Below are 25,294 nucleotides of genomic sequence, written 5' to 3'. Positions count from 1 at the left end.
CAAGGTCATTGCTTATTTACAGGCAAACGGTGGAAAAATCAGTAATAAACGCAGTATTTCTGTTTTAAAGTCACTACTATTGCCAACTTTTAACCCACAGTCGTGACTAAATCGTTTTTATCATTGCATTAAGGAATAAGACTATGCCCTTACCCATACTCTACAGTTTTCGCCGCTGTCCTTATGCTATGCGCGCTAGACTTGGGCTATTGCTCGGCCAATGCCAAGTGGAAGTGAGAGAAATCACCCTTAAAGCGAAACCCGCAGAGATGTTAGCCATCTCCCCCAAGGGCACAGTGCCCGTATTGCAGCTCCCTACTGGAGAGGTGATTGCTGAGAGCTTGGATATTATGCTCTGGGGACTGCATAAGGCTGACTCGCCAGCCGCACAGCAGTTACTCGGACAAACCACCTCAGCGCAAAGCCTGATTAATGAGCTTATTGTGCAGAATGATGTTGAATTTAAACCTTGGCTGGATAAGTACAAATATGCAGATCGGTATCCTGAATACTCGCAGGCGGATTATTTCGCCAAGGCCAGCACTTTTCTGGTACGGCTCGAAGCACAGCTTCAGCAACATCCTTATCTTATCAGCCCTGCGTTAAGCCTTGCTGATTTTGCCATTGTGCCTTTTATCCGCCAATTTACTGCGGTGGATGCCAAACGGGATTTGAACGGTGATTTCCCACGGCTTATGGCATGGTTAACTGAGCTAACAAGCACTGACATATTTCAACATGCCATGACTAAATATGTGATCTGGCAGACTGGTAATACCCCAAATTACTTGTTAGGAACGTCTATAAGTAAATAAGAATTAACGTTTATTTTTATATACCCTATAGAAATCGGTAAAATGTTCACGTAAAGTAGCTCTCACTTAGGTAAAGTGAGTAAATCCTTTTTAACATTTTATGCTAAATCATCACGATGAATTACAGGGATAAAGTACTTGGATAATACGGATATTATAATCATAGCGATGCTCATCGGTTTAGCCCTACTGCATTGCTTATTCGCAGCTCGAGTATTTAAGAGCCAAGTTAACCTCAGCACTAACAAAAAATGTTTATGGTGCCTGCTAAGCTTATTTTTAGGACCCATAGGCTACTATGCCTATCATGGTTTAATCCCTTTAGATAAACTGCAAAATGACTAGAACGGGTTGATGTTTAAGCGTTAGATGTTGCGCAAGCTCGCGAAACGAGGAATGACGCGTAGTTATGATACTCAAATGACGAGCGGCTCTTTACGCCACAACCATCATACTTTTGAGGCATCAAGTATAAAGTGCATAACTCTATGCACTTGAACAATAAACCAAAAAGCGCGGTAATGTCCGCGCTTTTTCGTTAAAATAGCATCCTATAAATGACTATGAAGTAGCACATCATCCTCAGGCGCTTTTTTGATAACAGGTGCTTGGCCTTCTGCTAGCGCTTGCTTGTAACTTTGGTTCATTTTCAGCGCAAGATATAAATCTGGCCGAATTAAAATGCCGCCTTCGCCTGACGGGATCCCCGCCTGTTCAAACCAGCCAAGCATCTGCCTTTTACGCCCCGCCAAGACTAAACGTATCCCACGCTTCTTCAATAATTGATGGAGATCTGCAAGCATGGCCATCACACTTAAATCCAAGTGGGTAAAACACGGCACGGCATCAATAATGATGCAATCGACGGGTTCAGGCTCACGGATAAACTTCTCCAGTAACCGACGTTTAAAGTAAGTGGCATTGAAGTAGGTTAAGGGTGAATTAAAGCGGTAGATAAACACCCCAGGCACAGACTTAGCCTTGCCCGAATCATCTACACTGCGGATAACCCCTTTATGATCAAGCCCTAACACTTGATCCGTTGGCCGCATCACAGTCGCTAAAAACTGGAATAAACCCAGTAACACCGCCAAGGTAATCCCAGGGATAACGCCAATAAACAGTACTGAAAACAATGTGGTACAAGCAAGCAAGAAGGCTGAGCGGTCTCTGACGCGCAGATTCCACAGCGCCTTTAAATCAATCAATGAAATTGAGGCAATCACCAACACGACCCCAAGCGCAGAACTGGGGATATATTTCAATGGTGCAGTAAAAAACAACGCGACGATCGCAATCAATAACGCCGCGATGATTGATACAAGCTGACTTTTACCGCCGTTAGCATCATTGACAGCTGTACGCGAATCAGCACCGCTGACCGCAAAACCTTGTGATAAAGCTGAAGCAATATTGGCAATGCCGAGGGCTCGAAACTCCTTGTCCGCATCGATATCATAGCCATTTTTAGCCGCAAAACTGCGTGCAGTAAGCATCATACTCACAAAACTCACCATGGCTAAGTTAAGCGCAGGCACAACTAGTTCACGGGCAATACCAATATTAAAAACCGGCGCTTGAAACGAAGGTAAGCCTGCACTCACCTCGCCCACCACATTGATATCGAAGCTGGTTAAGTTAAAGGCCCAAACCAAAAATGCAGCCATTGCCATTGCACACATTGAAGCAGGCCATTGTGGACGATAACGTTTTATTAAGGCATAGGTGGCTAAGGTCACCAATCCCATCAATAAGGTGGGCCAGTGTGTTTTGGTGAGATAGGAAGGCGCACCGGATAAGCGCTCAATCAAATAACGCTCATCGAAGGTGAAACCAAAAATCTTTGAGAATTGACCGACGATAATAGTGATCGCCACACCATTAAGTAACCCCATTAAAATCGGTTTTGAGAGAAAGTCCGCCAAGACGCCAAGGCGAAAACGGCTGGCGATTAAACACCAAAAACCGGTCATGGCCGTCATGGTCATCACGAGTTGCCAGTGCTTCATGCTGTCGCCAGCAGCAAGTGGCGTCACAACTGCGGCAATCACGGCACAAGTCGCGGCATCGGGACCAACGATTAATTGTCTAGAAGTACCAAACAATGCATACACTAACATTGGCAACACACAGGAGTATAAACCGACAGCGGCATTAACCCCTGTAAGTTGTGCATAGGCAATGGCTACAGGTAAAGCGACCGCCGCCACGGATAATCCGGCTCGAACATCATCCCTGAGCCATTGCTTCTCGTACTGCAGCATCTGCGCCAAACCAGGCATAAATGATACTAAACTGGGAAACTTCACGCGCTAACCTCCATATACTCCCAAGTCAATTGCTAACTTGTTATGGTTAGATAACTCACCTTATATCGGTGCAATACCCACGGCACCAACTTCTTCAGTTTATTTAGGTATATAAAACCGTTATCTAAAAAAGCCATCAATATTATGTTGGTTATGGCATAAAGCCAATCATTAAGCGAGTCAGTATCCCAGAATATTTAAGCTTTTAGCCTAATGAGCTCTGCTTACCGCAGGATCATAGGTAAGGACACCAACAATAAACTGCCCATAAACCAGTTAAAATGGCGTCGACGTTTATCCGTATTCAGTTTTTTACTGATTGTTGCACCAACAAACACCCAAGTGAAGGACGCGGGAAATCCCACCAGATTAAACACTAACACGCCTAGTAATGCACTGAGCCAAAAACCATCGCCCCCTAAGGTAAACGCACTACAAAGGGTAATGGTCGACATCCAAGATTTAGGATTAATCCACTGAAACAGCGCCGCCTCCATCACACTCATCGGCTGACGCCCGTCATCCAAATGCGCCGCCTTAACAGGAGTGGTGACTAATCGATAGGCAAGGTGCAACAAATATAGTAACGCTGCGTACTTTAGCACTTGATGCAACACGGGAAACGCCTCGAATAAAGCGCCAAGACCCAATAACACCGACAGATGCAAAGAGGTCGAACCTAAGCGGATCCCTGCAATATGTGGAATGGTACGCATCACCCCGAAATGAGCGCCGGAGCTGGCGAGTAAAATATTATTCGGCCCCGGAGTCATGGTCATGGTTGCACAAAAAAGTGCCGCTGAGGCCATTAAAGTCCAGAGTTGTGGATCATTAAAAAGTTGAATATCCATAAACACCTAAATTGCATGCATACAATGTTTGACAATAAAAGATACAATAAATAATATAGGGAGATTAGCGGAGATCAATGGATTTATTGTTATGGGTACAATTTGGACGCCGGATCTAGAAGCATTTATAGGTCCTAAATATCAACGTCTGGTCAGTGCGATCGAACAAGGCATTTTGTGTAAGACCCTGCCCCATGGCACAAAACTCCCACCACAGCGGCGTTTAGCCGATGCACTTGGAGTGACCATAGGCACTGTCACTCGGGCCTATGCTCTAGCGGAGCAACGCGGTTATGTGGAAGCGCGTATCGGTGATGGTACCTATGTCAACGCCTCTCCCGTGCCAGAGCTCAGTCATTTGCAGCTCAATATGGCAACTTGTCAGCAACCGCTGACGGATCAAATAAGTACGCTGAGTGATTGCCTAAGCCAACTGGCTAAGGATCCAGCGAAACTGAGTCAACTCCTTGGCTATCGCGCCAGCCCCTTAGATCAACATCAACAGATATTTCACCACTGGCTTTTACAACGCGGTATTGAACAGCAACCCGAGCAACTGATCTTTACACATGGTGGGCAACAGGCCATTTTTGCCTGCCTTAATGCCTTCCTCACCAAGGGCGAGGTGCTACTGCACGAGCAGTACAGCTATCCCGGTGTGCGTATTTGCGCGAAACAATTGGGTATCAATAGCATTGGCGTGCCATTAACCGCTGACGGAGTCGATCTGGCAAGATTCGAGGCTTTAGTACAAATCCATCAACCTAAATTGGTGTACTTAACCCTCAACAATCAAAACCCCACCTGCATTCAATACAGTGAGCAACAGAGAGAAAAACTGTTGGCACTCGCGGAGCAGTACCAGTTTTATATCATTGAAGATGATGTGAATTATTCTCTCCCCGAGGAATGGCACCCTCCACTGTGGCAGTTAGCACAGACGCTGAATGTGCCGAGGGTCATTTACATTTCAAGCCTTTCTAAGCTGTTTTCAGGGGGCTTAAGGCAAGGTTTTATCCTAGTACCCGAGCCGCTTATCGCACCATTGCGCCTCGCCATTCATAGCCAATGTTGGATGGTTTCACCGCTCAATGTGGAGCTCGCCTGTCAGCTGATTAAGCGTGGGCACATCACGGCCAATCGCGATGCAATTATTCGCGCGCGTCAGCAGCAATGCATAGCACTGGGCGACAAGCTGGGGTTAACTCAGCGCTGGCGGGGTTTAAATGGCTGGATCCAGTTACCCGAAGACATTAAAGCCCATCATCTGGTGACCGCCTTAGCAGCTAAAGGTGTACTGATCCGCAATGGGGATGACTTTAACTGTCATGATAACTTTATCCGTTTAAGTTTAGGTGGCGCCGAAAACGATACCCAATTCCAGCTTGCGCTCGAATGCATCGAATCCACCTTTAGCGCACTCAAGCAAAACGCCTATTCAGTCGTTTAACCTTGCATTTTTATCGCGAGAAAGAAGCAAAAAGAAACGCCAGAGTGATGCTCTGGCGTTTTAAGCTTACTTACAAGCATTTAAGATGTTGAGATCTAAAGTTATCGCACCTTGAACACAAGCTATGGCTATTGCACCTTGATTTGGTACACGCTGGTTGTGCCACTGACTTCATTACCAATGATCAACAGAGGCTGACCATTAGGACTCTTCTCGGCACTCACAAACTTCATGCCTTCTGGCCCTAAATCGCCCGCTAAACTGGCATCACCTTTCACTTCACCTGTATCTGTATTAATGCTGAAACTCGAGTCAAAATCACGGTTTACTACATAATCCACAAAATGCACGTCAAAAGGATTTGTCACGTCGTACATCATAAAACCAGAGGTACGTTCAAGCCCGATAAAGGCATAGCGTTTTTGGCCAATTTTGCCTAGAACTAAGGCTTCTGGCTCGGGTCCTTTATCATCACTGCGGCTATCGCCTTTGTTTTCTTCATTGTTATTGTTGAAGTTATTGCCTAACAAGGCTGCGGTGAACCGCTCAAAATCGCTGCCACTGTCAAACACCTGTTGACCATCGGCGGTCCAGATTGAGAAAGAACGCGCGCCGAAGCTCACAATTTTGTCATAATCGCCGTCGTTATCGTCATCACCCATACTCTTAGTCACTTTCAAACGGGCTAATTGGGTCTTATCTTTTGCGGCAGCAAATTGTGGATGATTAGGATCTAAAGTTAAGTCACCGGCACGGGCTTCCTCCGAAAACCCAGCATAATCACGGGAATCTCCTTCGTTTGCGGTAACAATAAAATCAGCATTATTCCAACGGTAACTCGCAATGGTATCGGGTTGATACATGCCATACACGCCCGCATAGGCCTGAAGGTTGACCATATCGTCCTTGTCACTTGCATCAATTTTATTCACATCAAGACCATAATCCTTCAGTCCTAAGGGTAAAATTTTCGTTACTTTGGCATTGGCGATATCAATCACCGCGATGGCATTGTTCTCCTGCAAGCTCACAAAGGCTCGGCTGTTATCGGGGCTGACACTAATATACTCAGGCTCCAAATCTTGCGCGACAGTGGCCATAGGGCCATTGATTTTAATGTCCTTGGTGATTTCATTATAGCGAGCATTGCCCTGATTAAACTCGGTGAATGTCACTAGCGTCGCCGTTGCTGCGGGTTTACCATCCGCAATGGCGATAATGGCTACACTACCCTCAGGATCGATACTATAGTCTTGATTTGGTTCACCTTCATTCGCAACGAGTACCGTTTTGCCATCATGACTAAAGACTACGTTATCTGGTAATGCACCGACTTCAACCGCGCTGAGATACTGCGGTGTCTCATTGCCATTGAGTTGGTAGAAAGCCACATAGCCATTGGCTTGAGTCTTATTGCCCGCTGCATCGCCGCGCTCAATGGCCGCCGCTAACAAGTTACCATAAATACTGACACTGTTAACGCTGCCCATAAAACTCAAGCCCACATCTTTGGCGACATCCAGTTCGCCGAGCTTATCAAGATTATTCAAGGCTAATGGCGCAGTTGCCTCAGCAGCGTTGCCAAGTAAGTTGGCATCGATAATGTCGACTTTACCGCTTCTCGCATTGACCACAAAAATACGCTGAGAAGCACTGTGGTATTCAACAATCTCAGCAGCGCTCAGGCCATAAACGCCCGTTTGATGACGACCAATAAGCTCCGCCTTGACTCCAACTGCTTGGGGTTGGCAAATAAATTGCGTTTGCGCCGCATCGATTTCAGTCTCTTCCAACTTACCATTACGATTCGCATCAAGCCCGGTATCGATACGTTGACCACCGGCGGGGCAGTTTGCATCACCAATAGAGAGTGGAGTCACGTTCACTAATGAATTTAAGCCGTTATCCCCCTGCTCACCATTGGTACCGTCATCACCATTACAGGCACTAAGGAGTAAACTTGCCAGTATCGCACCAGCCAGCGGCAGTCGTTTTGTGTTCATTGCTTCATTCCTGAATGTGTTGTTATAAGTCGTAGGGTTAAACTAAAGCCCAATAAACTAATTCGCATTCAAGACGGTTAGATGACATATAGATGACGGTGACGTGACAATCCCAGTCGAAGGAATGACGCTCAGGCGTACATTGGTGCATCAATGCAATAAAAAGGCAGTAAATCGATTTTGGTTACAATTTAAGTGTAAAGATATCGTCATCGAGATTGGCTTATTCGCCTGAGCGTTTTACTATGTTATGGCTTAATATCCTTATACTCGATGACAAGACCAATCACTCAGTTCAACTGTTGGTTGGGTCTACGCTGGTCACTCATTTCTCCCCTATACTCCTCCAATGCTCATGGCACGATATGCTATGTCAATCGAGGCGAAATGAGTCGCCAATAAGCAAAATTGTTACCCTACAATTTTGATTTTCGAGTGACATAACACTTTATATCGCCTTCTTTCGCCACTCGAGGTAACTGTGGACCTACAATCGTCAAGTAATTCAACCACACAGCGTAATATTCCCCATTTGGCCTTGCTTATCCCAATGCTTGCCGCCATTGTCGCGATCACGCCGCTCGCGATTGACATGTATTTGCCCGCTATGGCAACACTCGCCCATAGCTTTCATACCGATATCACCTTAGTGCAACAATCCTTGAGTGTTTACTTAGGCGGCTATGCCCTCGGCATGCTGTGCTTTGGGCCGCTTGCTGACCGTATTGGCCGTCGTCCCATGGTGATTATGGGACTATCAGGTTTTATGTTAGCTAGCCTGTTGTTAGGCTTAGCCGAGCAGATTGAAGTGTTTTTGGGCCTGCGCTTTTTACAAGCTTTTATCGGCGCAGCGGCCACAGTGGTTGTCCCTGGGTATATCAAAGAAGTCTATGGTGAAAACACGGCTAAAGGTATGTCTTATGTCAGTTTAATCATGATGTTAGCGCCATTATTAGCCCCCAGTATTGGTAGTCTTATCCTCGAACTTGGCGAATGGCATTTGATCTTCTTTATCCAATCAGCCTATGCCCTGTTATTACTGATGTTGGTCATTACGCTGCTGAGAATGCCCAGCGATAAAGATCAAAGTAGCCGCAGCCAAAAATCTTTTTTGGGCGCCTATGCCACTGTGTTTTCACGCCCAGGCGTCAAAATGAATATTGCCAGCGGTGTGCTCACCTCCTTTGCCTTTTTCTGTTATTTAACGGCATCGCCCTTTGTCTATATGGAGGTTTTTTCATTAGATAAATCCTTATTTGCCCTACTCTTTAGTACCAATGTGGGCGCTCTGATGCTGGCAAATATCATCAATACCCGAATTGTGGGCCGTTATGGCTCGTTAAGGATGTTGCACGTGTCGACTTTCTTAGGAGCGCTCGCAGCTGCAGGTTTACTGGGAGTGAATTTATTGGGTTTCAGTTACCACTTTACCGTGTTGATGCTTATTCCACTGATGGGTTCTCTTGGCATTATGTCTGTTAATGCTGATGCCATTGTGTTAATGAAATTTAAGCAGGAAACAGGCACTGCAACGGCGGTGATTGGCACCTTAAGATTCGGCTTTGGCGCCCTTGCAGGACCATTACTCGCGCTGTTTTACAATGGCACCGCAGTGCCCTTCTCGGCATTAATGTTGACGGCGGTATTATTGGTGGGATTCTGTCAATTTAACCGACAGACTCATCAAGCCAAACCAAAGCAATAATCTGCGCCTTTATGCCGCGTAAGCGAAGCAATCATAGTTTTCATCGCTTTTGTGGTTGATTTGTAACAAATTAAGCCTTCCCTAAACAAACGGCGCTCAGGTGCCGTTTTTCATTATAAACCACCTAACCCATTCTAATTAAAGTGATTAAATAAAATCACCCCACACAAAAACTCCCGTTTCATAAGCATTTATCGCGCCTAAACATGAAATTGTCTCAAGTTGGTTATTTTTTACAGAAAACCCTTGAAATGTGTTCTTTTTTGAATATGATGAAATTCTGTTCATTGCAACAGCTGCTGCATCCAAAGGGATGAGCACTTGAAATCGATGATTTCAAGTTCAGCAAACGGAGTCTGAATTACCCTTCAGGCTTATTTTTAGAGCGATTACCGTCGCTGTAACAAGATACTGTTTACCGTAACGGTACTATGCAATAGGAGTTTCACATGGAGAAGTTATCCGGCGCCAGCATGATTGTGCGTTCCCTTATTGATGAAGGGGTAAAGCACATATTTGGTTATCCTGGCGGCTCAGTGTTAGATATCTACGACGCCCTGCACCTTATCCCCGGTATTGAACACATCCTGGTTCGCCACGAACAGGCCGCCGTGCATATGGCCGATGGTTATGCCCGCGCCACGGGTAAAGTGGGCGTAGTACTCGTGACCTCAGGCCCAGGAGCCACCAATGCCATTACTGGCATCGCCACTGCCTATATGGATTCGATTCCATTAGTGGTGTTATCTGGCCAAGTGCCGAGCAATCTAATCGGTAACGATGCGTTCCAAGAATGCGACATGATTGGGATTTCACGCCCAGTCGTCAAACACAGCTTTTTAGTCCAAGATCCCACTCAAATTCCTGAGATCATAAAAAAAGCCTTTTATATTGCCTCCACGGGTCGTCCTGGCCCCGTCGTGGTAGACTTGCCCAAGGATTGCCTCAATCCGGCATTACTGCACGACTATATTTACCCCGAGAGCATAAAAATGCGCTCCTATAATCCAACGACATCGGGCCATAAAGGTCAAATTCGTCGAGGATTACAGGCATTATTAGCAGCGAAAAAACCCGTGCTTTATGTGGGTGGCGGCGCGATTATTTCTAGCAGTGAAAAGCAGATCTTAAGCCTAGCAGAAAAGTTAAATATCCCCGTTGTCAGCACCTTAATGGGCCTTGGCGCCTTCCCTGGAACCCATAAAAACAGCTTAGGTATGTTGGGGATGCACGGTCGCTATGAAGCTAACATGACCATGCATAACTGCGATCTTATCTTCGGGATTGGCGTGCGTTTCGATGACAGAACCACCAACAACATCGAAAAATACTGCCCTAACGCCACCATCTTACATATTGATATCGACCCCTCATCGATTTCAAAAACCGTACGAGTGGATATCCCGATCGTTGGCTCGGCCGATATTGTATTAGACAGCATGTTAGCCCTGCTTGAAGAATCGAAGGAGAGCAATGATAGCGAGGCGCTCAATCAATGGTGGCAAGAAATCACTGTGTGGCGCGAGCGTAACTGCTTGGCATACGATAAGGAAAGTCATCGGATCAAACCACAGCAAGTGATTGAAACTCTCTACAAACTCACTAATGGTGAGGCCTATGTCGCCTCGGATGTGGGCCAGCATCAAATGTTTGCCGCACTCTATTATCCCTTTGATAAACCCCGCCATTGGATTAACTCCGGTGGCCTTGGCACCATGGGCTTTGGTTTACCCGCTGCAATGGGTGTCAAAATGGCGATGCCGGATGAAACCGTCGTATGCGTCACGGGTGATGGTTCAATTCAAATGAACATTCAAGAGCTATCTACAGCGCTGCAATACGATACGCCGGTTAAAATTATCAACTTAAACAACCGGTTCCTCGGCATGGTTAAGCAGTGGCAGGATATGATCTACTCGGGTCGCCATTCCCATTCCTATATGGATTCGGTACCCAACTTCGCCAAAATTGCCGAAGCCTATGGCCATGTTGGCATGACGATTAGCGATCCCGCAGAGCTTGAATCTAAGATGGCCGAAGCCCTCGCCATGAAAGACAGATTGGTATTTATCGACATTATGGTGGATGAGACTGAGCACGTTTATCCGATGCTTATCCGCGGCGGCGCGATGAATGAAATGTGGTTAAGCAAAACGGAGAAATGCTAATGCGTCGAATTATATCTGTATTACTCGAAAACCAATCCGGCGCCCTATCCCGTGTTGTCGGCCTGTTTTCCCAGCGCGGTTACAACATTGAAAGTTTAACTGTGGCACCAACCGATGATAACACCTTATCGCGCCTCAATATAACCGTGGTGGCCGACGAGAAAGTGCTAGAGCAAATCGAGAAACAGCTGCATAAGTTAGTCGATGTGCTTAAGGTATCGAATGTCACCGAATCGGCTTATATTGAGCGGGAGTTGGCACTGGTTAAAGTCCGCGCCCAAGGAGAATTACGGGAAGAAATTAAGCGCACCGCCGATATCTTCCGTGGGCAGATTGTCGATGTCACCGCCAATCTCTACACCATTCAATTGGTGGGCACGACCGAAAAACTTGATGCCTTTATTCACTCCATGGGTGAAGTGACCAAAGTCGTTGAAGTATCACGCTCGGGCGTTGTCGGCTTAGCTCGCGGCGAAAAAGCGATGAAAGCCTAAAGAACTTTTATAAAGATAACGCTTAGAAAACATCTCCAATTCGAGCCAGACAAAAAATAACAAGAAGGGGAGCATTTAGCTCCCCTTCTTTATCCGCGCGATGCTGGATTAGGATTGACTATCTAATAAGCGCGAGGTGGTGATTTCAATCTTGCGTGGTTTTAACGCTTCTGGGATCTCACGCACTAAATCAATGTTCAATAAACCATTCTCTAAGCTGGCACCCAATACGGTCACATAATCAGCCAGTTGGAAGGTGCGCTCAAAACCGCGCTCGGCAATACCTTGGTATAGGTATTTACGCTCAGTTTGGCTTTCGGCCTTATTGCCTTTAACCAGTAATTTCTCACCTTCGCTACTGATCTCAAGCTCTTCCATCGAGAATCCTGCCACGGCCATCGTAATGCGATAACGATTTTCGCCGAGGAGTTCAATATTATATGGAGGATAACCTGAGTTGCCATTATTCGCGGCAGCATGTTCTGCCATCTGGGCTAAACGATCAAAACCAATAGCACTACGGTAAAGAGGAGTTAAATCATAAGTACGCATATTCATATCCTTATCTTAAGCAATATGGGAAATTGGCGAACGGTTTTCAGGTTGAAAACACACATTTGTTTCGCCTAAATTAACTTCTGTCCTAACGGCACAGAATCGATTGGGATCCTCATCGAGCGATCCTGCAATAGATATAAGGATAGGAAAGCGGATTTCAAGGAAGAAATTTAAAAAAATTTAAAAACCAAATAAAAATAGTGCATTACAAACACGCCAACGCGATTCCGTTAGCCAATTCCAGCCAATAAAAAAGGAGCACTAAGGCTCCCTTCTTCGGTCCGCACTCAAATTAACGAGTACGTGGACACAGTTCTTCAGCACTGAAGAAGTAAGCAATTTCACGTTCTGCAGATGCTAAAGAATCTGAACCGTGAGCTGCGTTTTCGTCGATGCTTTGAGCGAAATCAGCACGGATAGTACCAGGAGCCGCTTGAGCTGGGTTAGTTGCACCTAAAATTTCGCGGTGAGCTAAAACAGCGTTTTCGCCTTCTAATACTTGAACCATGATTGGGCCAGAAGTCATGAAAGCAACCAGAGCACCGAAGAAGCCACGCTCGCTATGCTCAGCATAGAAACCTTCAGCTTGTTCTTTAGTCAGGTGTAACATTTTAGCTGCAACGATCTTCAGACCAGCAGTTTCAAAACGGTTGTAGATTGCACCGATGTGGTTTTTAGCAACAGCATCAGGCTTAATGATAGAAAATGTGCGTTCGATCGCCATAACAAGCTTCCTTTGTCAGCAAGTTTGAAAAAATTCGCGCGGATTATACGAAATTTAAAAAGTAAATCCTATCTTTAAAGCACATAAGTCTGAGATATTGCGCACATTGGCTGGATTTGTAACCAGATTGATCACACAAAAAAACGCCAGTTGTCATTTAAAGGCAACTGGCAATTTATTATCGAGATATCTCTAAGGAGATGAATACAGGAGTAAGCATTATCAAATTAGCTTACTTTCTATTTTTTGCCCAAATTCCTGCCCAAGCAATTAAAGCAACCAAAATAACCGCTGGCGCTAAATCGAGCAAATGATGGAATAAACCGACACCGCCATGACCAGGATGAGCCCATGCCAACGCGGGTAACAGTGTGAATAACATAGCAAACAAAAGTTTCATGTGAACATCCTTGCGTTGCGAGAATAATATTAAGCGGTTAACTGCTTAACCGATAAGTAACAAGGTACGTTATTCAATAAAAAGGAATTTGATACTGATCAAACTCCGACTAAAATCCCATTTCACAGCCAAATAAGTGTGATAGATGTCACACCAATTAGTTTTTTCGTGGACAAGTTGCCGCAACAACAAGGTGAGTAACTGATGTTATTTTTCCTCGATCCAGCATTGTTGAATAGCTTCTAATACCTTTTCATTGCAATGTTTAGGATCGTCATCAAAATCCTCTAGCGCTAACACCCACTCATACAACTCGGTAAAATGCAGTTTGCGGGGATCAACATCTGAATGTTTTTCCAGTAATTCCAAGGCGATATCTAATGAATCAATCCACTTTAATGACATCCTCTTTCCCCTATGCAAACGGACACTTCAACGCATTTCACCTGAGTTTAGCTTAATCACCACTCACTTTACGCTTGAGTTGTTTTTTTTGTCTTAATTGCGTTTTTCTCAACAAACTCGATTATCGCCCCAGCGACATCCTTAGCTGTAGCACCTTCGATCCCTTCAAGGCCTGGTGAAGAATTCACTTCCATCACTAATGGGCCATGGTTGGAACGCAATAAATCCACACCCGCAACGTTCAGGCCCATGGTCTTAGCGGCACGAATAGCCACTGAGCGTTCTTCTGGCGTGAGTTTAACTAAACTTGCCGTACCACCACGGTGGAGGTTTGAGCGAAATTCCCCAGGCATGGCTTGGCGCTTCATCGCGGCGACTACTTTATCACCAAGGACAAAACAACGAATATCCGCACCGTTAGCTTCTTTGATATATTCTTGTACCATGATATTAGCCTTTAATCCCATAAAAGCTTCAATCACGCTTTCGGCCGCTTTACGGGTTTCAGCCAAAACAACGCCAATACCTTGAGTGCCCTCAAGCAATTTAATCACTAACGGTGCGCCACCGACCATATCAATTAAATCAGGAATATCGCTTGGTTTGTTAGCAAACCCAGTGATAGGTAAACCAATACCACGACGTGACATCAACTGCATTGAGCGCAGCTTGTCGCGGGAGCGCGAAATGCCAACAGAATCATTGAGTGCGTAGACGCCCATCATCTCAAACTGGCGCAATACCGCAGAGCCATAAAAGGTAATTGATGCGCCTATGCGTGGGATCACCGCATCAAAGGGCGGTAATTCTTCACCACCAATATGAATGCTCGATTGGCGCATATTGATGTTCATATAGCATTCGAGCGGATTGATCACTTTGACTTCGTGACCACGTAATGTCGCAGCCTCAACGAGTCGCTTTGTGGAATATAGCTCAGGCCCTTGCGATAGGATCGCGATTCTCATTCTGGTCTCCGACAACCATTTCATTTTGAGCGCATAATACGCTTGCTTAAGGATAAATCAATCATGGCTATTATTGCTTGCGCAAATGCTAGTCTACAAAAGCCAAAAACCAGTCACTAGGACTGGTTTTTGGCGATTTCAGCACAAAAGTGACTTAGCCTTCGCTCACCATATTGACAGTGTATTTAGGCATTTCAATCACCAGATCGCAATCAACCACTTTAGCCTGACAGGATAAGCGGCTCTCAGGCTCGAGTCCCCAAGCTTTATCAAGCATATCGTCTTCAAGTTCATCACTTGGCTCTAGCTCATCAAATCCTTCACGCACAATGCAATGGCACGTAGTGCAAGCACAGGATTTTTCACAGGCATGTTCGATATTGATGCCATTGCGCAGCGCCACATCGAGAATCGTTTCACCTACTTCAGCTTCCAATACTGCGCCATCGGGACACAACTCAGCATGGGGAAGAAAGACTAACTGGGGCATCACATCACCTATATCTTGTCAATTGACTGACCTTTAAAGGCCACTCGAATAGAATTATCCATACGTTTTGCGGCAAAATCTTGAGTATGTTCATCAAGAGTTTCGATCGCATTTTTAATTGCATCAGCATCATCACCGCCAGCGACGTGAACCAGCTGAGCCATCACAATATCAATCTGCTGACGCTCATCGCTTGTAAGTAAGTCACCATCTTTAGAGAGCGCCGCATTCAAGGACTCAAGCACCCTCGCCGCCTCAACTTGCTGCTCAGCCAGCATACGGCGGCTGATATCTTCTTTAGCATGCTTCATCGAGTCTTTGAGCATAGTCGCGATCTCAGTATCCGATAAACCAAACGAAGGCTTGACCTGAATGCTCGATTGCACGCCAGTGGATTTCTCCATGGCCGTCACACTTAATAATCCATCGGCATCCACTTGGAAGGTCACCCGAATATGGGCTGCACCTGCCGCTAACGGTGGAATACCTTTTAGGGTAAAGCGTGCTAGAGAGCGGCAATCGTCAACTAACTCGCGCTCACCCTGCACGACATGGAACGCCATCGCCGTTTGCCCATCCTTGAAGGTGGTAAACTCTTGGGCGCGTGCCACGGGGATAGTCGTGTTACGAGACACCACTTTCTCCACTAAACCGCCCATGGTTTCAATCCCTAACGACAAGGGGATCACATCGAGCAGTAATAATTCAGATTCGGGTTTGTTACCGACCAAAATATCAGCCTGAATCGCCGCGCCAATGGCGACAACACGATCAGGATCGATTGAGGTTAATGGCGCTTTACCAAAAAAGGCTTCAACTTGCTCACGTACTAAAGGCACGCGGGTAGAGCCGCCAACCATGACGGTTTCAAGCACTTCATCAGCCGTTACGCCCGCATCACGTAGGGTGCGGCGACAACTTGCGATGGTTTTCTTAACAAGCGCAGCGATGAGGCTCTCAAATTGCGCCTTAGTAACCACTTGTTTGAGCACCGAACCATCGGCAAGGGTAAGACTAGCCTCAGTATCACTCGAATCGGTTAAGGCTTCTTTCACCCGGCGCGCTTCAATCAATAGCTGGCGACTTAACTGAGAGTCGATATCAGTCAGTTGCCACACTTGCTGCATATGTGCTTGTAAAAGATGATCAAAATCATCACCACCGAGCGCAGAATCGCCGCCCGTAGCCAGTACTTCAAATACGCCACGGTTTAAACGCAAAATAGAAATATCAAAGGTGCCGCCACCGAGATCGTAAATGGCGATAACACCTTCTTGCTTAGAGTCTAAGCCATAGGCAATCGCAGCCGCAGTGGGTTCATTTAATAGGCGTAAAACATTAATACCCAATAACGATGCTGCATCCTTAGTTCCCTGACGCTGGGCATCATCGAAATACGCAGGCACAGTGATCACTGCGCCTTGCAGCTCACCGCCAAGGGTTTTTTCGGCGCGCTCAATTAGGGGACGTAAAATTTCGGCAGAAACTTGCACCGGATTCACTCGACCTTGGGGCGTCACAAACAGCGGTAAACCATTTTCACTGGCATCGAATTGATATGGGAAAGATTGCTCACCAGCTTGGATGTCCGCAAGACTACGCCCCATGAAACGTTTAACGGAAACGATAGTGTTTTTAGGATCCTGCGCTGAACTTAACGCCGCCACATAACCCACTTCAATTCCATCATGAGTGTAACGAACTATCGAAGGTAAAGAATGCTGTCCGTTTTCATCAGGCAAGGTTGCCGTTACGCCACTGCGTACAGCAGCCACAAGTGAATTGGTTGTACCTAAATCGATGCCAACGGCAAGTCTATGTTGGTGCGGCGCGGCACTTTGTCCGGGCTCAGCAATCTGCAAAAGGGCCATATGTATCCAACTTAGTAACGCCGACTCAAATCAATCGGAATCGGCAAAATAACTGCAATAAGGAAAATTAATCGAGCAACGCGTCTTCGATACGCGTCAGTTCATCGTGTAATTTTGCCATAAATTTAAGTTTGCGAACTTGATCTGCCGCTAACAAGGCGTCTTCGTCACTGCCACTGCTCAGCTGTGAAGCCAATACTTTATTCAACTGAGCGCGGTAAGTCGCAAAAGAATCGTACAGTTCATCAATGCTGGCTTGGGGATCGGCGCTATCACGAATATCTTCAAGTGCTTCACGCCATTCCATCTGCTGCATTAAAAATGCAGTATCTTTCACTGTCGTAGTCTCATGACTTAAATCAATACCACGCAGGGAGAGCATATGCTCAGCACGGCGGATGGGATCTTTTAGGGTTTGATAACCGTCGTTGACTTGTGCGGTGCGTTGCACTGACAACAACCGTTGTTGCTCGGTATCATTGGCAAACTTATCGGGATGAACCGCACGTTGCAGGTCGCGGTAGCGTTCTGCAAGCAATGCGGTGTCAATATCGAAGCTAGGAGAAAACTTAAACAGCTCGAAATAATTCATGCGTCAATTCGGCAATTAAACAGTGAAACTCTCACCGCAACCGCACTCACCTTTTGCGTTCGGGTTGTTAAATTGGAAACCTTCGTTCAGTCCTTCTTTAACAAAATCCAATTCAATGCCCTGAAGATAGATAAAGCTTTTCGCATCGATAATGATTTTTACACCATCAATATCATATACTTCATCGTCATCGTTCAGTGCATCAACAAACTCAAGCACATAAGCCATACCTGAACAGCCTGACGTCTTTAAGCCGAGGCGCAGACCAATTCCCTTGCCTCGATTTGCTAAGAAAGACCTGACGCGTTCAGTTGCCGCTGGGGTCATTGTAATTGCCATCTTAACTCCAGATGTTACTTAGCTTGTTTAGATTTGTACTCGTCAATCGCCGCTTTAATGGCGTCTTCAGCCAAAATAGAACAGTGGATTTTTACGGGTGGCAGAGCTAACTCTTCAGCTATATCAGTGTTTTTGATCGCCGCAGCTTGCTCAATTGTCTTGCCTTTAACCCACTCAGTGACCAGTGAGCTTGATGCAATCGCACTACCACAACCATAGGTTTTGAACTTAGCATCTTCGATAATGCCGTCAGCACCGATTTTCAGTTGTAACTTCATCACGTCACCGCAAGCTGGTGCACCCACCATACCGGTTACGACTGAAGGATCGTTTTTATCGAAAGAACCAACGTTACGTGGGTTCTCGTAATGATCTATCACTTTTTCACTGTAAGCCATGATACTGCTCCAAAATTATCTATTGTCATTAGTCGAATTAATGATGGGCCCACTGCACCTGATTCAGGTCGATGCCATCTTTAAACATTTCCCACAATGGAGACATTTCTCTTAATTTATCAATAGATTGAGTAATAACTTCAATAGCGTGGTCGATTTCTTCTTCGGTGGTAAAACGGCCGATAGAGAAACGAATCGAGCTATGCGCCATTTCATCATTTAAGCCCAGTGCACGTAACACGTAGCTCGGTTCTAAACTGGCTGAGGTACAAGCCGAACCCGATGAAACCGCTAAATCTTTTAAGGCCATCATCAGTGACTCACCTTCAACATAGTTGAAACTAACGTTGAGACTGCCACTCACACGCTGAGTCATATCACCGTTGATATAGGTTTCTTCAATGTGTTTGATGCCATTCCATAATTTGTCACGCAGCTTAGCAATACGCGCGTCATCTGTTGCCATTTCAGCTTTTGCAATCGCCGCAGCTTCACCTAAACCGACGATTTGGTGAGTTGGCAGAGTACCACTACGCATACCCCGCTCATGACCACCACCGTGCATTTGCGCTTCTAAGCGGATACGGGGTTTACGACGAACATACAAGGCACCAATCCCTTTAGGACCATACATTTTGTGGCCAGAAATGGAGATCAGATCTACTTTAGTGCGTTGCACATCAATCGGTACTTTACCAGCACTTTGCGCCGCATCCATATGGAAAATAATGCCTTTTGAACGGCATAACTCACCGATTGCATCGATATCGTGGATCACACCGATTTCGTTGTTGACGTGCATAATACTGACGAGAATAGTATCGTCACGCATAGCCGCTTCTAAGCGCGCCATCGGAATAATGCCGTTAGATTCTGGTTCTAAATAGGTGACTTCAAAACCTTCACGTTCAAGTTGACGGCAAGTATCTAACACAGCTTTGTGTTCAGTCTTACTGGTGATAATGTGCTTGCCTTTCTTATTGTAGAAATGCGCAACGCCTTTAATGGCGAGGTTATTCGACTCAGTTGCACCAGAGGTAAACACGATTTCACGGTGATCTGCATTGATAAGATCAGCCACTTGGTTGCGAGCGACATCTACCGCTTCTTCAGCTTGCCAACCATAACGGTGAGAACGTGATGCTGGGTTACCGAAAATGCCATCCATCGTCATGTATTGGAACATTTTTTCCGCAACTAGCGGATCAACAGGCGTGGTGGCGGCATAATCTAAATAGATAGGAAGCTTCATAACACACTCCGTACTTAGCAGTCTCTGCCGAGGCTACATACAACGTACAAAAATAATTTTTATCGTATAACAAAAAGCCTATAAGCTGACTCTTTGCTCCTTTTGCATAGTGTCTTGCTTAAGCGAAATAAATTGCACATCTCGTTTCTGCATTAAGCCCGCAAGACTGATACCATCTAAAAAATCTGAAATTTGTTTGCTTAAATCGCCCCAAAGCGAGTGCGTTAAGCAGCGAGTTCCACTCTGGCAATTGCCTAATCCTTGACAACGAGTCGCATCGACAGACTCGTCAACGGCATGAACCACCATGCCAACAGAAATATCATTTGCCTCTAGGCCTAAACGGTAACCACCACCAGGACCTCGGACACTTGCCACTAGGCCATGTTTGCGTAACTTTGCGAAGAGTTGTTCCAGATAGGAAAGCGAAATCCCTTGTCTTTCAGAGATATCCGCCAAGGGAACTGGTCCTGAAGCTGAGTGGATAGCCACATCAAGCATTGCGGTTACTGCATAACGACCTTTAGATGTAAGTTTCATAACTACCATAGCTCCCGAACAGGTATGGAGCTATTTCAACATACCCGAGTAAATCAGTCAAGTATAAAACCGAGTAAAACACTCAAGTATTTAAGCGTGCCGTTAACCAATACCCTTTCATCTTGGTGGGGTATTTAACCTTTTTCTGCCCTAAGATTCAATGCCAAAGGGGCAATTAATCACCCAAATTGGCCTGATATCGGGATCTAACGCACTATCTTCAAATGAAAGCAGAGCACACATGCCCAAAGTGTTCAAAAGCTATGCAATGGGATTTGCACTGTCGAAATAAAAGCGTTAGCAGAGTGGTGACACTCTAAAAGAAATTGCATCTACTCTGCTATTTTCAGGACTATATACTTGGATCAAACTCATCAAGCGCACTTTGCCGCTTATCAGCAGCCGCCTTTTCGACATCGTTAAAATCGCCAACATTCAGCTCTGGCAATCTTTCGGTGCACACATCGCCACCTAAACGCTGGATAGCTTGACACAATTCCTGCACCTTTGAGTCCATTAAATGCATATGGTCCAGCATTTGACCAATCGCGTTAGCAACGGGATCGGGATTATCAGGTGAGACCGCGTAAGCATCGAAACCATACTTCTTAGCCATAGCACTTCGGCGTTCGGATTTTTCTTTTGATTGTGGTGAGGGTGTTGCTACCACACGCCCAGGAATACCAACCACTGTCGTATCCTTAGGCACATCTTTTACTACAACAGAATTTGAGCCGACACGCGCCCCATCATGCATAGTGATAGGACCTAAGATTTTGGCGCCAGCACCGACAACGACGTTATTACCCAGTGTTGGGTGACGCTTACCTGCTTGCCAGGTGGTGCCGCCCAATGTCACGCCGTGATACAAGGTGCAATCATCGCCAATTTCAGCGGTTTCACCGATCACCACGCCCATACCATGGTCGATAAAGAAACGATCGCCAATAGTAGCACCAGGATGGATCTCCACTCCCGTCAACCAGCGCGAAAAAGTCGATAAACAACGAGCCATTAAGCGCCAATCACGCTTCCATAACTTATGGCTTATCCGGTGCAGCCAAATGGCGTGCATGCCAGGATAATTAACCAAGATCTCAAAGGCGCTACGCGCCGCGGGATCACGGTGATATATAGATTCAATGTCTTCTTTTAGCCTAGCTATCACACCCATTACTCAATCCTTCGCGATTACCGTTATGTACCAAATTTGCTTTGGCTATTTTTGTTTATTACCCACCACTTTATCAATCGAAGTCAAAATTCCCCGAAGAATATTCATCTCTTGACTTTCGATACGTGCACGGCTGAATAGACGGCGTAACTTTGTCATCACTTGGCCGGGATGGTTTTTAATAATAAAGCCTGTGGATGATAAGGTACTTTCAAGATGTACAAAGAAACGCTCAAGATCGGCAGAGAGTGGATATTCTTCAAACGCTTGCGGTGCTTCCATTTGAGCCAAATGTGCTACCCGCGTCTCATAACAAATGATTTGCACAGCCTGCGCGAGGTTCAATGAGCTGTATTCAGGGTTAGCAGGAATCGCCACATGGTAAGTACATTGCTGTAATTCTTCATTAGTTAACCCATGATTTTCACGACCAAAGACGATGGCGACAGGCCCTGCTAAACCTTCTGTCACCAGCTTTTGTCCCGCTTCTCGCGGATCGAGCATAGGCCAATCCAAGGTACGGCTACGGGCACTGGTGGCAATCACCAAACTGCAATCGGCGATGGCTTCTTCTAAGGAATCCACTTTAACCAGATGTTTTAAAATGTCCGAAGCGCCTGCGGCCAAGGCAATGGATTGACCGTCCACTTCACATCTTGGTTCGGCAAGATACAGGGTCGATAACCCCATCGTCTTCATCGCTCTGGCAGTTGAGCCAATATTGCCGGGGTGCGATGTCCCCACTAAAATCACCCGAATATTACTTAGCATGAAACGACTTAATTTAATTCACAAAACACAGGGAGCGAATACTATCACAGGCGTGCGCGAATGCTTATATGAAAATCGGTATTTGATATAACAATCAAATCGAGTATAATGCCGCCCGCTATTTTTAACGTTCTTTAACATCCAGGGGATTGCAATGCATCCGATGCTGACGATTGCTGTTCGCGCTGCTCGCGCGGCCGGCCAAACTATTATGCGTGCCTACACTGAACTTGACCGAGTTGAAGTCAGTGCTAAAGGTATCAACGATTTTGTTACCAGTGTAGACAAGGAAGCAGAAGCCGCTATTACCTATCAAATTCGTAAATCTTACCCGGATCACACTATCGTGGGTGAAGAAAAAGGCGAAAACCGCGGTGAAAACAAAGACTATATTTGGATAGTCGATCCTCTGGATGGCACTAACAACTTCGTTAGAGGCATTCCCCATTTTGCGGTTTCTATCGCACTCCAATACAAAGGCAAAACTGAAGTTGCCGTTGTTTATGATCCAGTTCGTGAAGAATTATTTACCGCTATCCGTGGTAAAGGCGCCAAATTAAACGATTTCCGTATTCGCGTGACCAATGTTAACGAACTAGCACCAACCATTATCGGTACAGGTTTTCCATTTAAAGCCCGTCAACATACCGAAACCTATATGGCCATTTTCGGCGAAGTGTTTGGTCATTGTTCAGACTTACGTCGCACAGGTTCTGCAGCATTAGATTTAGCCTATGTGGCCGCAGGCCGTTTAGACGGTTTCTTTGAAATTGGCTTAAAGCCATGGGATATCGCTGCTGGCGATCTGTTATGTCGTGAAGCGGGTGGCACAGTCACTGACTTTACTGGCGGTCATAACTATCTGATCTCTGGCAATATCGTTGCGGGTTCTCCGAAAGTGACGACCGAATTAGTAAAAACCATGCGTCCTTTACTAAACGAAGGCTTAAAGCGTTAATCACGTTTAGCGCAAAACAAGACCAAAAAGGCCAGTGATATTATCACTGGCCTTTTGTTTTTGAGCTTTTAAGTGCAGAACGGTAGCGCCAGTTATCTGCCCGCCAATGCCTGTGCAGGACCAATTTGACTTGCTTTCCATGCAGGATACAGGGTTGCAATCAGGCTCATTATAAACGCGGTGGCAATCACTAAACCGGCATCCGCCATATGCAGTTCGGAGGGAAGAAAATCCACAAAATACACATCCGCAGATAACAATTGGATCCCAAGTAATTGCTCAATGCCACGAGCAATAGCACTGAGATTAATGGCTGTCGCAATACCAATCACCCCTCCGAGCGCACACCCCACTAAACCGTTTAATGCTCCCTGCACCATAAAAATGCCCATTACCGATAAACGACTCAGTCCCATGGTCATCAGGATCGCAATTTCACTGGCCTTATCGCGCACCGCCATCACCAAGGTCGAGACAATATTGAAACAGGCCACACCGATCACCAGTACTAATACGAGGTACATTATGGTGCGAACCAATTGAATATCTTGATATAAATGACCTTGTGTTCGAGTCCAATCACTAATATACACTGACTGATTCAACGCATAACCTAACTCGCGAATTTTCGCTGGCGCCTCAAACACCTGCGCCACGCTGATGCGAACCCCCGTCACGCCTTGATGTAAATTAAGGATATTTGCCGCATAACGCATGGGAATATACGCGGTGGTTAATTCAAGCTCTCCACCTAAGCGATACACACCTGACACCACAAAGCGATGGCTTTTTGCAGCACGTAAGCTTCCCGCATGTTCAGGGTCAAGATCTTGTACATACAGCGCCAGCGTATCGCCGACTTCGAGGCCTAATTTTTTCAGCAAACTTTCACCAAGGACGATGTGATTATCATCTTCACTCAAGCTCTGCCAAGTCTCGGGATTCATAAATTGCGACAATGTAGAGACTTTTGCCTCTTGTTCAGGATCAATGCCAACGACAGCAAGCCCCTGAAAACCACCGGGCTTTTGCACTAAACCCTGCATACGAATAAAAGGTGCCGCCGCCGTAACGCCTTCAATCTGCAACGCGGTTTGCTCAACAGCGCGCCAGTCAGCAATCGGCTCATTCACGCCTACCACATCGGCTTGGGAGATCACCCCGAGTAAACGTTGCTCCAGCTCGCGCTCAAATCCATTCATCGCCGAGAGCACGATAATCAATACGGCGACGCCTAAGGCGATACCCGCTGTCGATGCAAAGGAAATAAAGCTAATAAAACTATTGGATTGGCGCGCACGGTAAAAGCGCCAACCAATCGAGAGGGCTAATGGTCCTTTCATTGGGCGCTATCCGGTACTTGTAGATAACCATTTTTCATGGTGAGTTGTCTGTCCATCCGCGCAGCCAATTTAGGATCGTGGGTGACCACCACAAACGCGGTACCGAGTTGATTGGCCAATTCGCGAATGAGTTCATACACGGCCTCGCCGCTCTTCGCATCGAGATTTCCCGTAGGTTCATCGGCCAGTACGAGTTTGGGTTTATTGATAAGCGCCCGGGCGATTGCCACTCGTTGCCGTTCACCGCCCGAAAGCTCAGCAGGAATATGGCTCATTCTGTGCCCAAGACCCACTCTCTCGAGCAAAACCTTGGCATCGGCTTGCGCTTGACTGCGATCACGACCTTGGATAAATGCCGGCATTGCCACGTTTTCCAGGGCGGTAAATTCAGGCAATAAATGATGGAATTGATAAATAAAGCCTAAATCCTGATTACGGATCTGCGCCTGACGCGCACTGCTCACCTGATATAAATCCTCACCTGCCAACAACACTTTGCCCGATGAAGGTTTATCAAGCGTCCCCATAATATGCAGTAACGTACTTTTGCCGGAGCCAGAAGTGCCCACAATCGCCAGTTGCTCGCCCTTAAATACCTGTAAATCGACGTCGGATAACACTTGCGTGGTCACATCGCCATCGTGATAACTCTTACTCACCGCCTGCACTTGCAGTAACACATCTTGCATTGAGATTCTCGCTATTGATTCTATATG

The 25,294-nt window shown here is 46.1% G+C and carries 25 protein-coding genes; 6 read left to right on the top strand and 19 right to left on the bottom strand.

The features are described 5' to 3' along the window. Positions 1-143 precede the first annotated feature (143 nt). Positions 144-815 carry a glutathione S-transferase gene (locus FJD32_RS10725; protein WP_037418325.1) on the top strand — a complete coding sequence of 224 codons (672 nt, stop codon included), beginning with the start codon at positions 144-146 and terminating at the stop codon, positions 813-815. A gap of 551 nt (positions 816-1,366) precedes the next feature. On the opposite strand, the gene FJD32_RS10720 is transcribed toward FJD32_RS10725, so the two are convergent. Continuing rightward, positions 1,367-3,124, bottom strand: a complete 1,758-nt coding sequence (locus FJD32_RS10720) for a SulP family inorganic anion transporter (protein WP_037418330.1) — start codon at positions 3,122-3,124, stop codon at positions 1,367-1,369. Between the two features lie 224 nt (positions 3,125-3,348). Beyond that, positions 3,349-3,975, bottom strand: coding sequence for a LysE family transporter (locus FJD32_RS10715; RefSeq protein WP_037431083.1), 627 nt, complete (start codon positions 3,973-3,975; stop codon positions 3,349-3,351). Positions 3,976-4,066: 91 nt separating this feature from the next. Here FJD32_RS10715 and FJD32_RS10710 point away from each other — a divergent pair, with 91 nt between their 5' ends. Further along, positions 4,067-5,425 carry a PLP-dependent aminotransferase family protein gene (locus FJD32_RS10710; RefSeq protein ID WP_140907019.1) on the top strand — a complete coding sequence of 453 codons (1,359 nt, stop codon included), beginning with the start codon at positions 4,067-4,069 and terminating at the stop codon, positions 5,423-5,425. Between the two features lie 128 nt (positions 5,426-5,553). Here FJD32_RS10710 and FJD32_RS10705 read toward each other — a convergent pair whose 3' ends face one another. Then, positions 5,554-7,428: a choice-of-anchor I family protein gene (locus FJD32_RS10705; RefSeq protein ID WP_140907020.1), complete on the bottom strand. Its 1,875-nt coding sequence runs from the start codon at positions 7,426-7,428 to the stop codon at positions 5,554-5,556. A gap of 550 nt (positions 7,429-7,978) precedes the next feature. On the opposite strand from FJD32_RS10705, the gene FJD32_RS10700 reads away from it, so the two are divergent. The 3 genes from FJD32_RS10700 to ilvN all read left to right on the top strand — a co-directional run bounded on the left by FJD32_RS10700 (position 7,979) and on the right by ilvN (position 11,795). Beyond that, positions 7,979-9,133: a multidrug effflux MFS transporter gene (locus FJD32_RS10700; RefSeq protein WP_240200014.1), complete on the top strand. Its 1,155-nt coding sequence runs from the start codon at positions 7,979-7,981 to the stop codon at positions 9,131-9,133. Positions 9,134-9,582: 449 nt separating this feature from the next. Continuing rightward, complete coding sequence (locus FJD32_RS10695; protein WP_140907022.1) at positions 9,583-11,301, top strand: acetolactate synthase 3 large subunit; 1,719 nt, start codon at positions 9,583-9,585, stop codon at positions 11,299-11,301. Then, positions 11,301-11,795, top strand: a complete 495-nt coding sequence (ilvN, locus tag FJD32_RS10690; RefSeq protein ID WP_055646616.1) for an acetolactate synthase small subunit — start codon at positions 11,301-11,303, stop codon at positions 11,793-11,795. The genes FJD32_RS10695 and ilvN overlap by 1 nt, the downstream gene beginning before the upstream one ends. Before the next feature lie 108 nt (positions 11,796-11,903). Here ilvN and FJD32_RS10685 read toward each other — a convergent pair whose 3' ends face one another. The 14 genes from FJD32_RS10685 to trmJ form a co-directional block, all read right to left on the bottom strand. Next, positions 11,904-12,347 (bottom strand): Hsp20 family protein, encoded by a 444-nt coding sequence (locus tag FJD32_RS10685; RefSeq protein WP_037430809.1) that lies wholly within the window; start codon positions 12,345-12,347, stop codon positions 11,904-11,906. Positions 12,348-12,645: 298 nt separating this feature from the next. After that, the gene (gene ndk, locus FJD32_RS10680) at positions 12,646-13,077 is read right to left on the bottom strand and encodes a nucleoside-diphosphate kinase (RefSeq protein ID WP_011072285.1); all 432 of its coding nucleotides are present in this window, start codon (positions 13,075-13,077) and stop codon (positions 12,646-12,648) included. 232 nt (positions 13,078-13,309) lie between these two features. Then, a complete protein-coding gene (locus tag FJD32_RS10675) occupies positions 13,310-13,477 on the bottom strand; it encodes a hypothetical protein (protein WP_037418345.1) in 168 nt (55 codons plus the stop codon). A gap of 207 nt (positions 13,478-13,684) precedes the next feature. Continuing rightward, entirely contained in the window at positions 13,685-13,882 is a 198-nt protein-coding gene (iscX, locus tag FJD32_RS10670) for a Fe-S cluster assembly protein IscX (protein ID WP_037418347.1), read from the bottom strand. Between the two features lie 68 nt (positions 13,883-13,950). Next, the gene (rimK, locus tag FJD32_RS10665) at positions 13,951-14,850 is read right to left on the bottom strand and encodes a 30S ribosomal protein S6--L-glutamate ligase (protein WP_037418350.1); all 900 of its coding nucleotides are present in this window, start codon (positions 14,848-14,850) and stop codon (positions 13,951-13,953) included. A 154-nt stretch (positions 14,851-15,004) separates the two neighbouring features. Beyond that, positions 15,005-15,340, bottom strand: a complete 336-nt coding sequence (gene fdx, locus FJD32_RS10660; RefSeq protein WP_037418353.1) for an ISC system 2Fe-2S type ferredoxin — start codon at positions 15,338-15,340, stop codon at positions 15,005-15,007. A gap of 8 nt (positions 15,341-15,348) precedes the next feature. Then, on the bottom strand, positions 15,349-17,211 hold the full coding sequence (gene hscA, locus FJD32_RS10655; protein WP_140907023.1) for a Fe-S protein assembly chaperone HscA: 1,863 nt from the start codon (positions 17,209-17,211) through the stop codon (positions 15,349-15,351). A gap of 67 nt (positions 17,212-17,278) precedes the next feature. Further along, on the bottom strand, positions 17,279-17,803 hold the full coding sequence (gene hscB, locus FJD32_RS10650; RefSeq protein WP_055646618.1) for a co-chaperone HscB: 525 nt from the start codon (positions 17,801-17,803) through the stop codon (positions 17,279-17,281). Between the two features lie 15 nt (positions 17,804-17,818). Beyond that, positions 17,819-18,142: an iron-sulfur cluster assembly protein IscA gene (gene iscA / locus FJD32_RS10645; protein WP_011072278.1), complete on the bottom strand. Its 324-nt coding sequence runs from the start codon at positions 18,140-18,142 to the stop codon at positions 17,819-17,821. A gap of 14 nt (positions 18,143-18,156) precedes the next feature. Next, positions 18,157-18,540, bottom strand: a complete 384-nt coding sequence (gene iscU, locus FJD32_RS10640) for a Fe-S cluster assembly scaffold IscU (RefSeq protein ID WP_011072277.1) — start codon at positions 18,538-18,540, stop codon at positions 18,157-18,159. A gap of 37 nt (positions 18,541-18,577) precedes the next feature. Then, entirely contained in the window at positions 18,578-19,792 is a 1,215-nt protein-coding gene (locus FJD32_RS10635) for an IscS subfamily cysteine desulfurase (protein WP_140907024.1), read from the bottom strand. Positions 19,793-19,870: 78 nt separating this feature from the next. Next, entirely contained in the window at positions 19,871-20,332 is a 462-nt protein-coding gene (iscR, locus tag FJD32_RS10630) for a Fe-S cluster assembly transcriptional regulator IscR (protein ID WP_006081858.1), read from the bottom strand. Between the two features lie 352 nt (positions 20,333-20,684). Next, the gene (cysE, locus tag FJD32_RS10625) at positions 20,685-21,506 is read right to left on the bottom strand and encodes a serine O-acetyltransferase (RefSeq protein WP_037418369.1); all 822 of its coding nucleotides are present in this window, start codon (positions 21,504-21,506) and stop codon (positions 20,685-20,687) included. A gap of 45 nt (positions 21,507-21,551) precedes the next feature. Then, positions 21,552-22,277 carry a tRNA (cytosine(32)/uridine(32)-2'-O)-methyltransferase TrmJ gene (gene trmJ, locus FJD32_RS10620; protein ID WP_140907025.1) on the bottom strand — a complete coding sequence of 242 codons (726 nt, stop codon included), beginning with the start codon at positions 22,275-22,277 and terminating at the stop codon, positions 21,552-21,554. A gap of 154 nt (positions 22,278-22,431) precedes the next feature. Here trmJ and suhB point away from each other — a divergent pair, with 154 nt between their 5' ends. After that, positions 22,432-23,235: an inositol-1-monophosphatase gene (gene suhB / locus FJD32_RS10615; RefSeq protein ID WP_011072272.1), complete on the top strand. Its 804-nt coding sequence runs from the start codon at positions 22,432-22,434 to the stop codon at positions 23,233-23,235. A gap of 92 nt (positions 23,236-23,327) precedes the next feature. Here suhB and lolE read toward each other — a convergent pair whose 3' ends face one another. Further along, complete coding sequence (gene lolE / locus FJD32_RS10610) at positions 23,328-24,578, bottom strand: lipoprotein-releasing ABC transporter permease subunit LolE (protein ID WP_140907026.1); 1,251 nt, start codon at positions 24,576-24,578, stop codon at positions 23,328-23,330. Continuing rightward, a complete protein-coding gene (gene lolD / locus FJD32_RS10605; protein ID WP_037418293.1) occupies positions 24,575-25,267 on the bottom strand; it encodes a lipoprotein-releasing ABC transporter ATP-binding protein LolD in 693 nt (230 codons plus the stop codon). The genes lolE and lolD overlap by 4 nt, the downstream gene beginning before the upstream one ends. Positions 25,268-25,294 lie beyond the last annotated feature (27 nt).

The organism is Shewanella sp. LC6, assembly GCF_006385735.2.
GTDB lineage: Bacteria > Pseudomonadota > Gammaproteobacteria > Enterobacterales > Shewanellaceae > Shewanella > Shewanella xiamenensis.
Note: the sequence above shows the minus strand (reverse complement) of the source record. Positions and strands in the feature narration are given on the sequence as shown.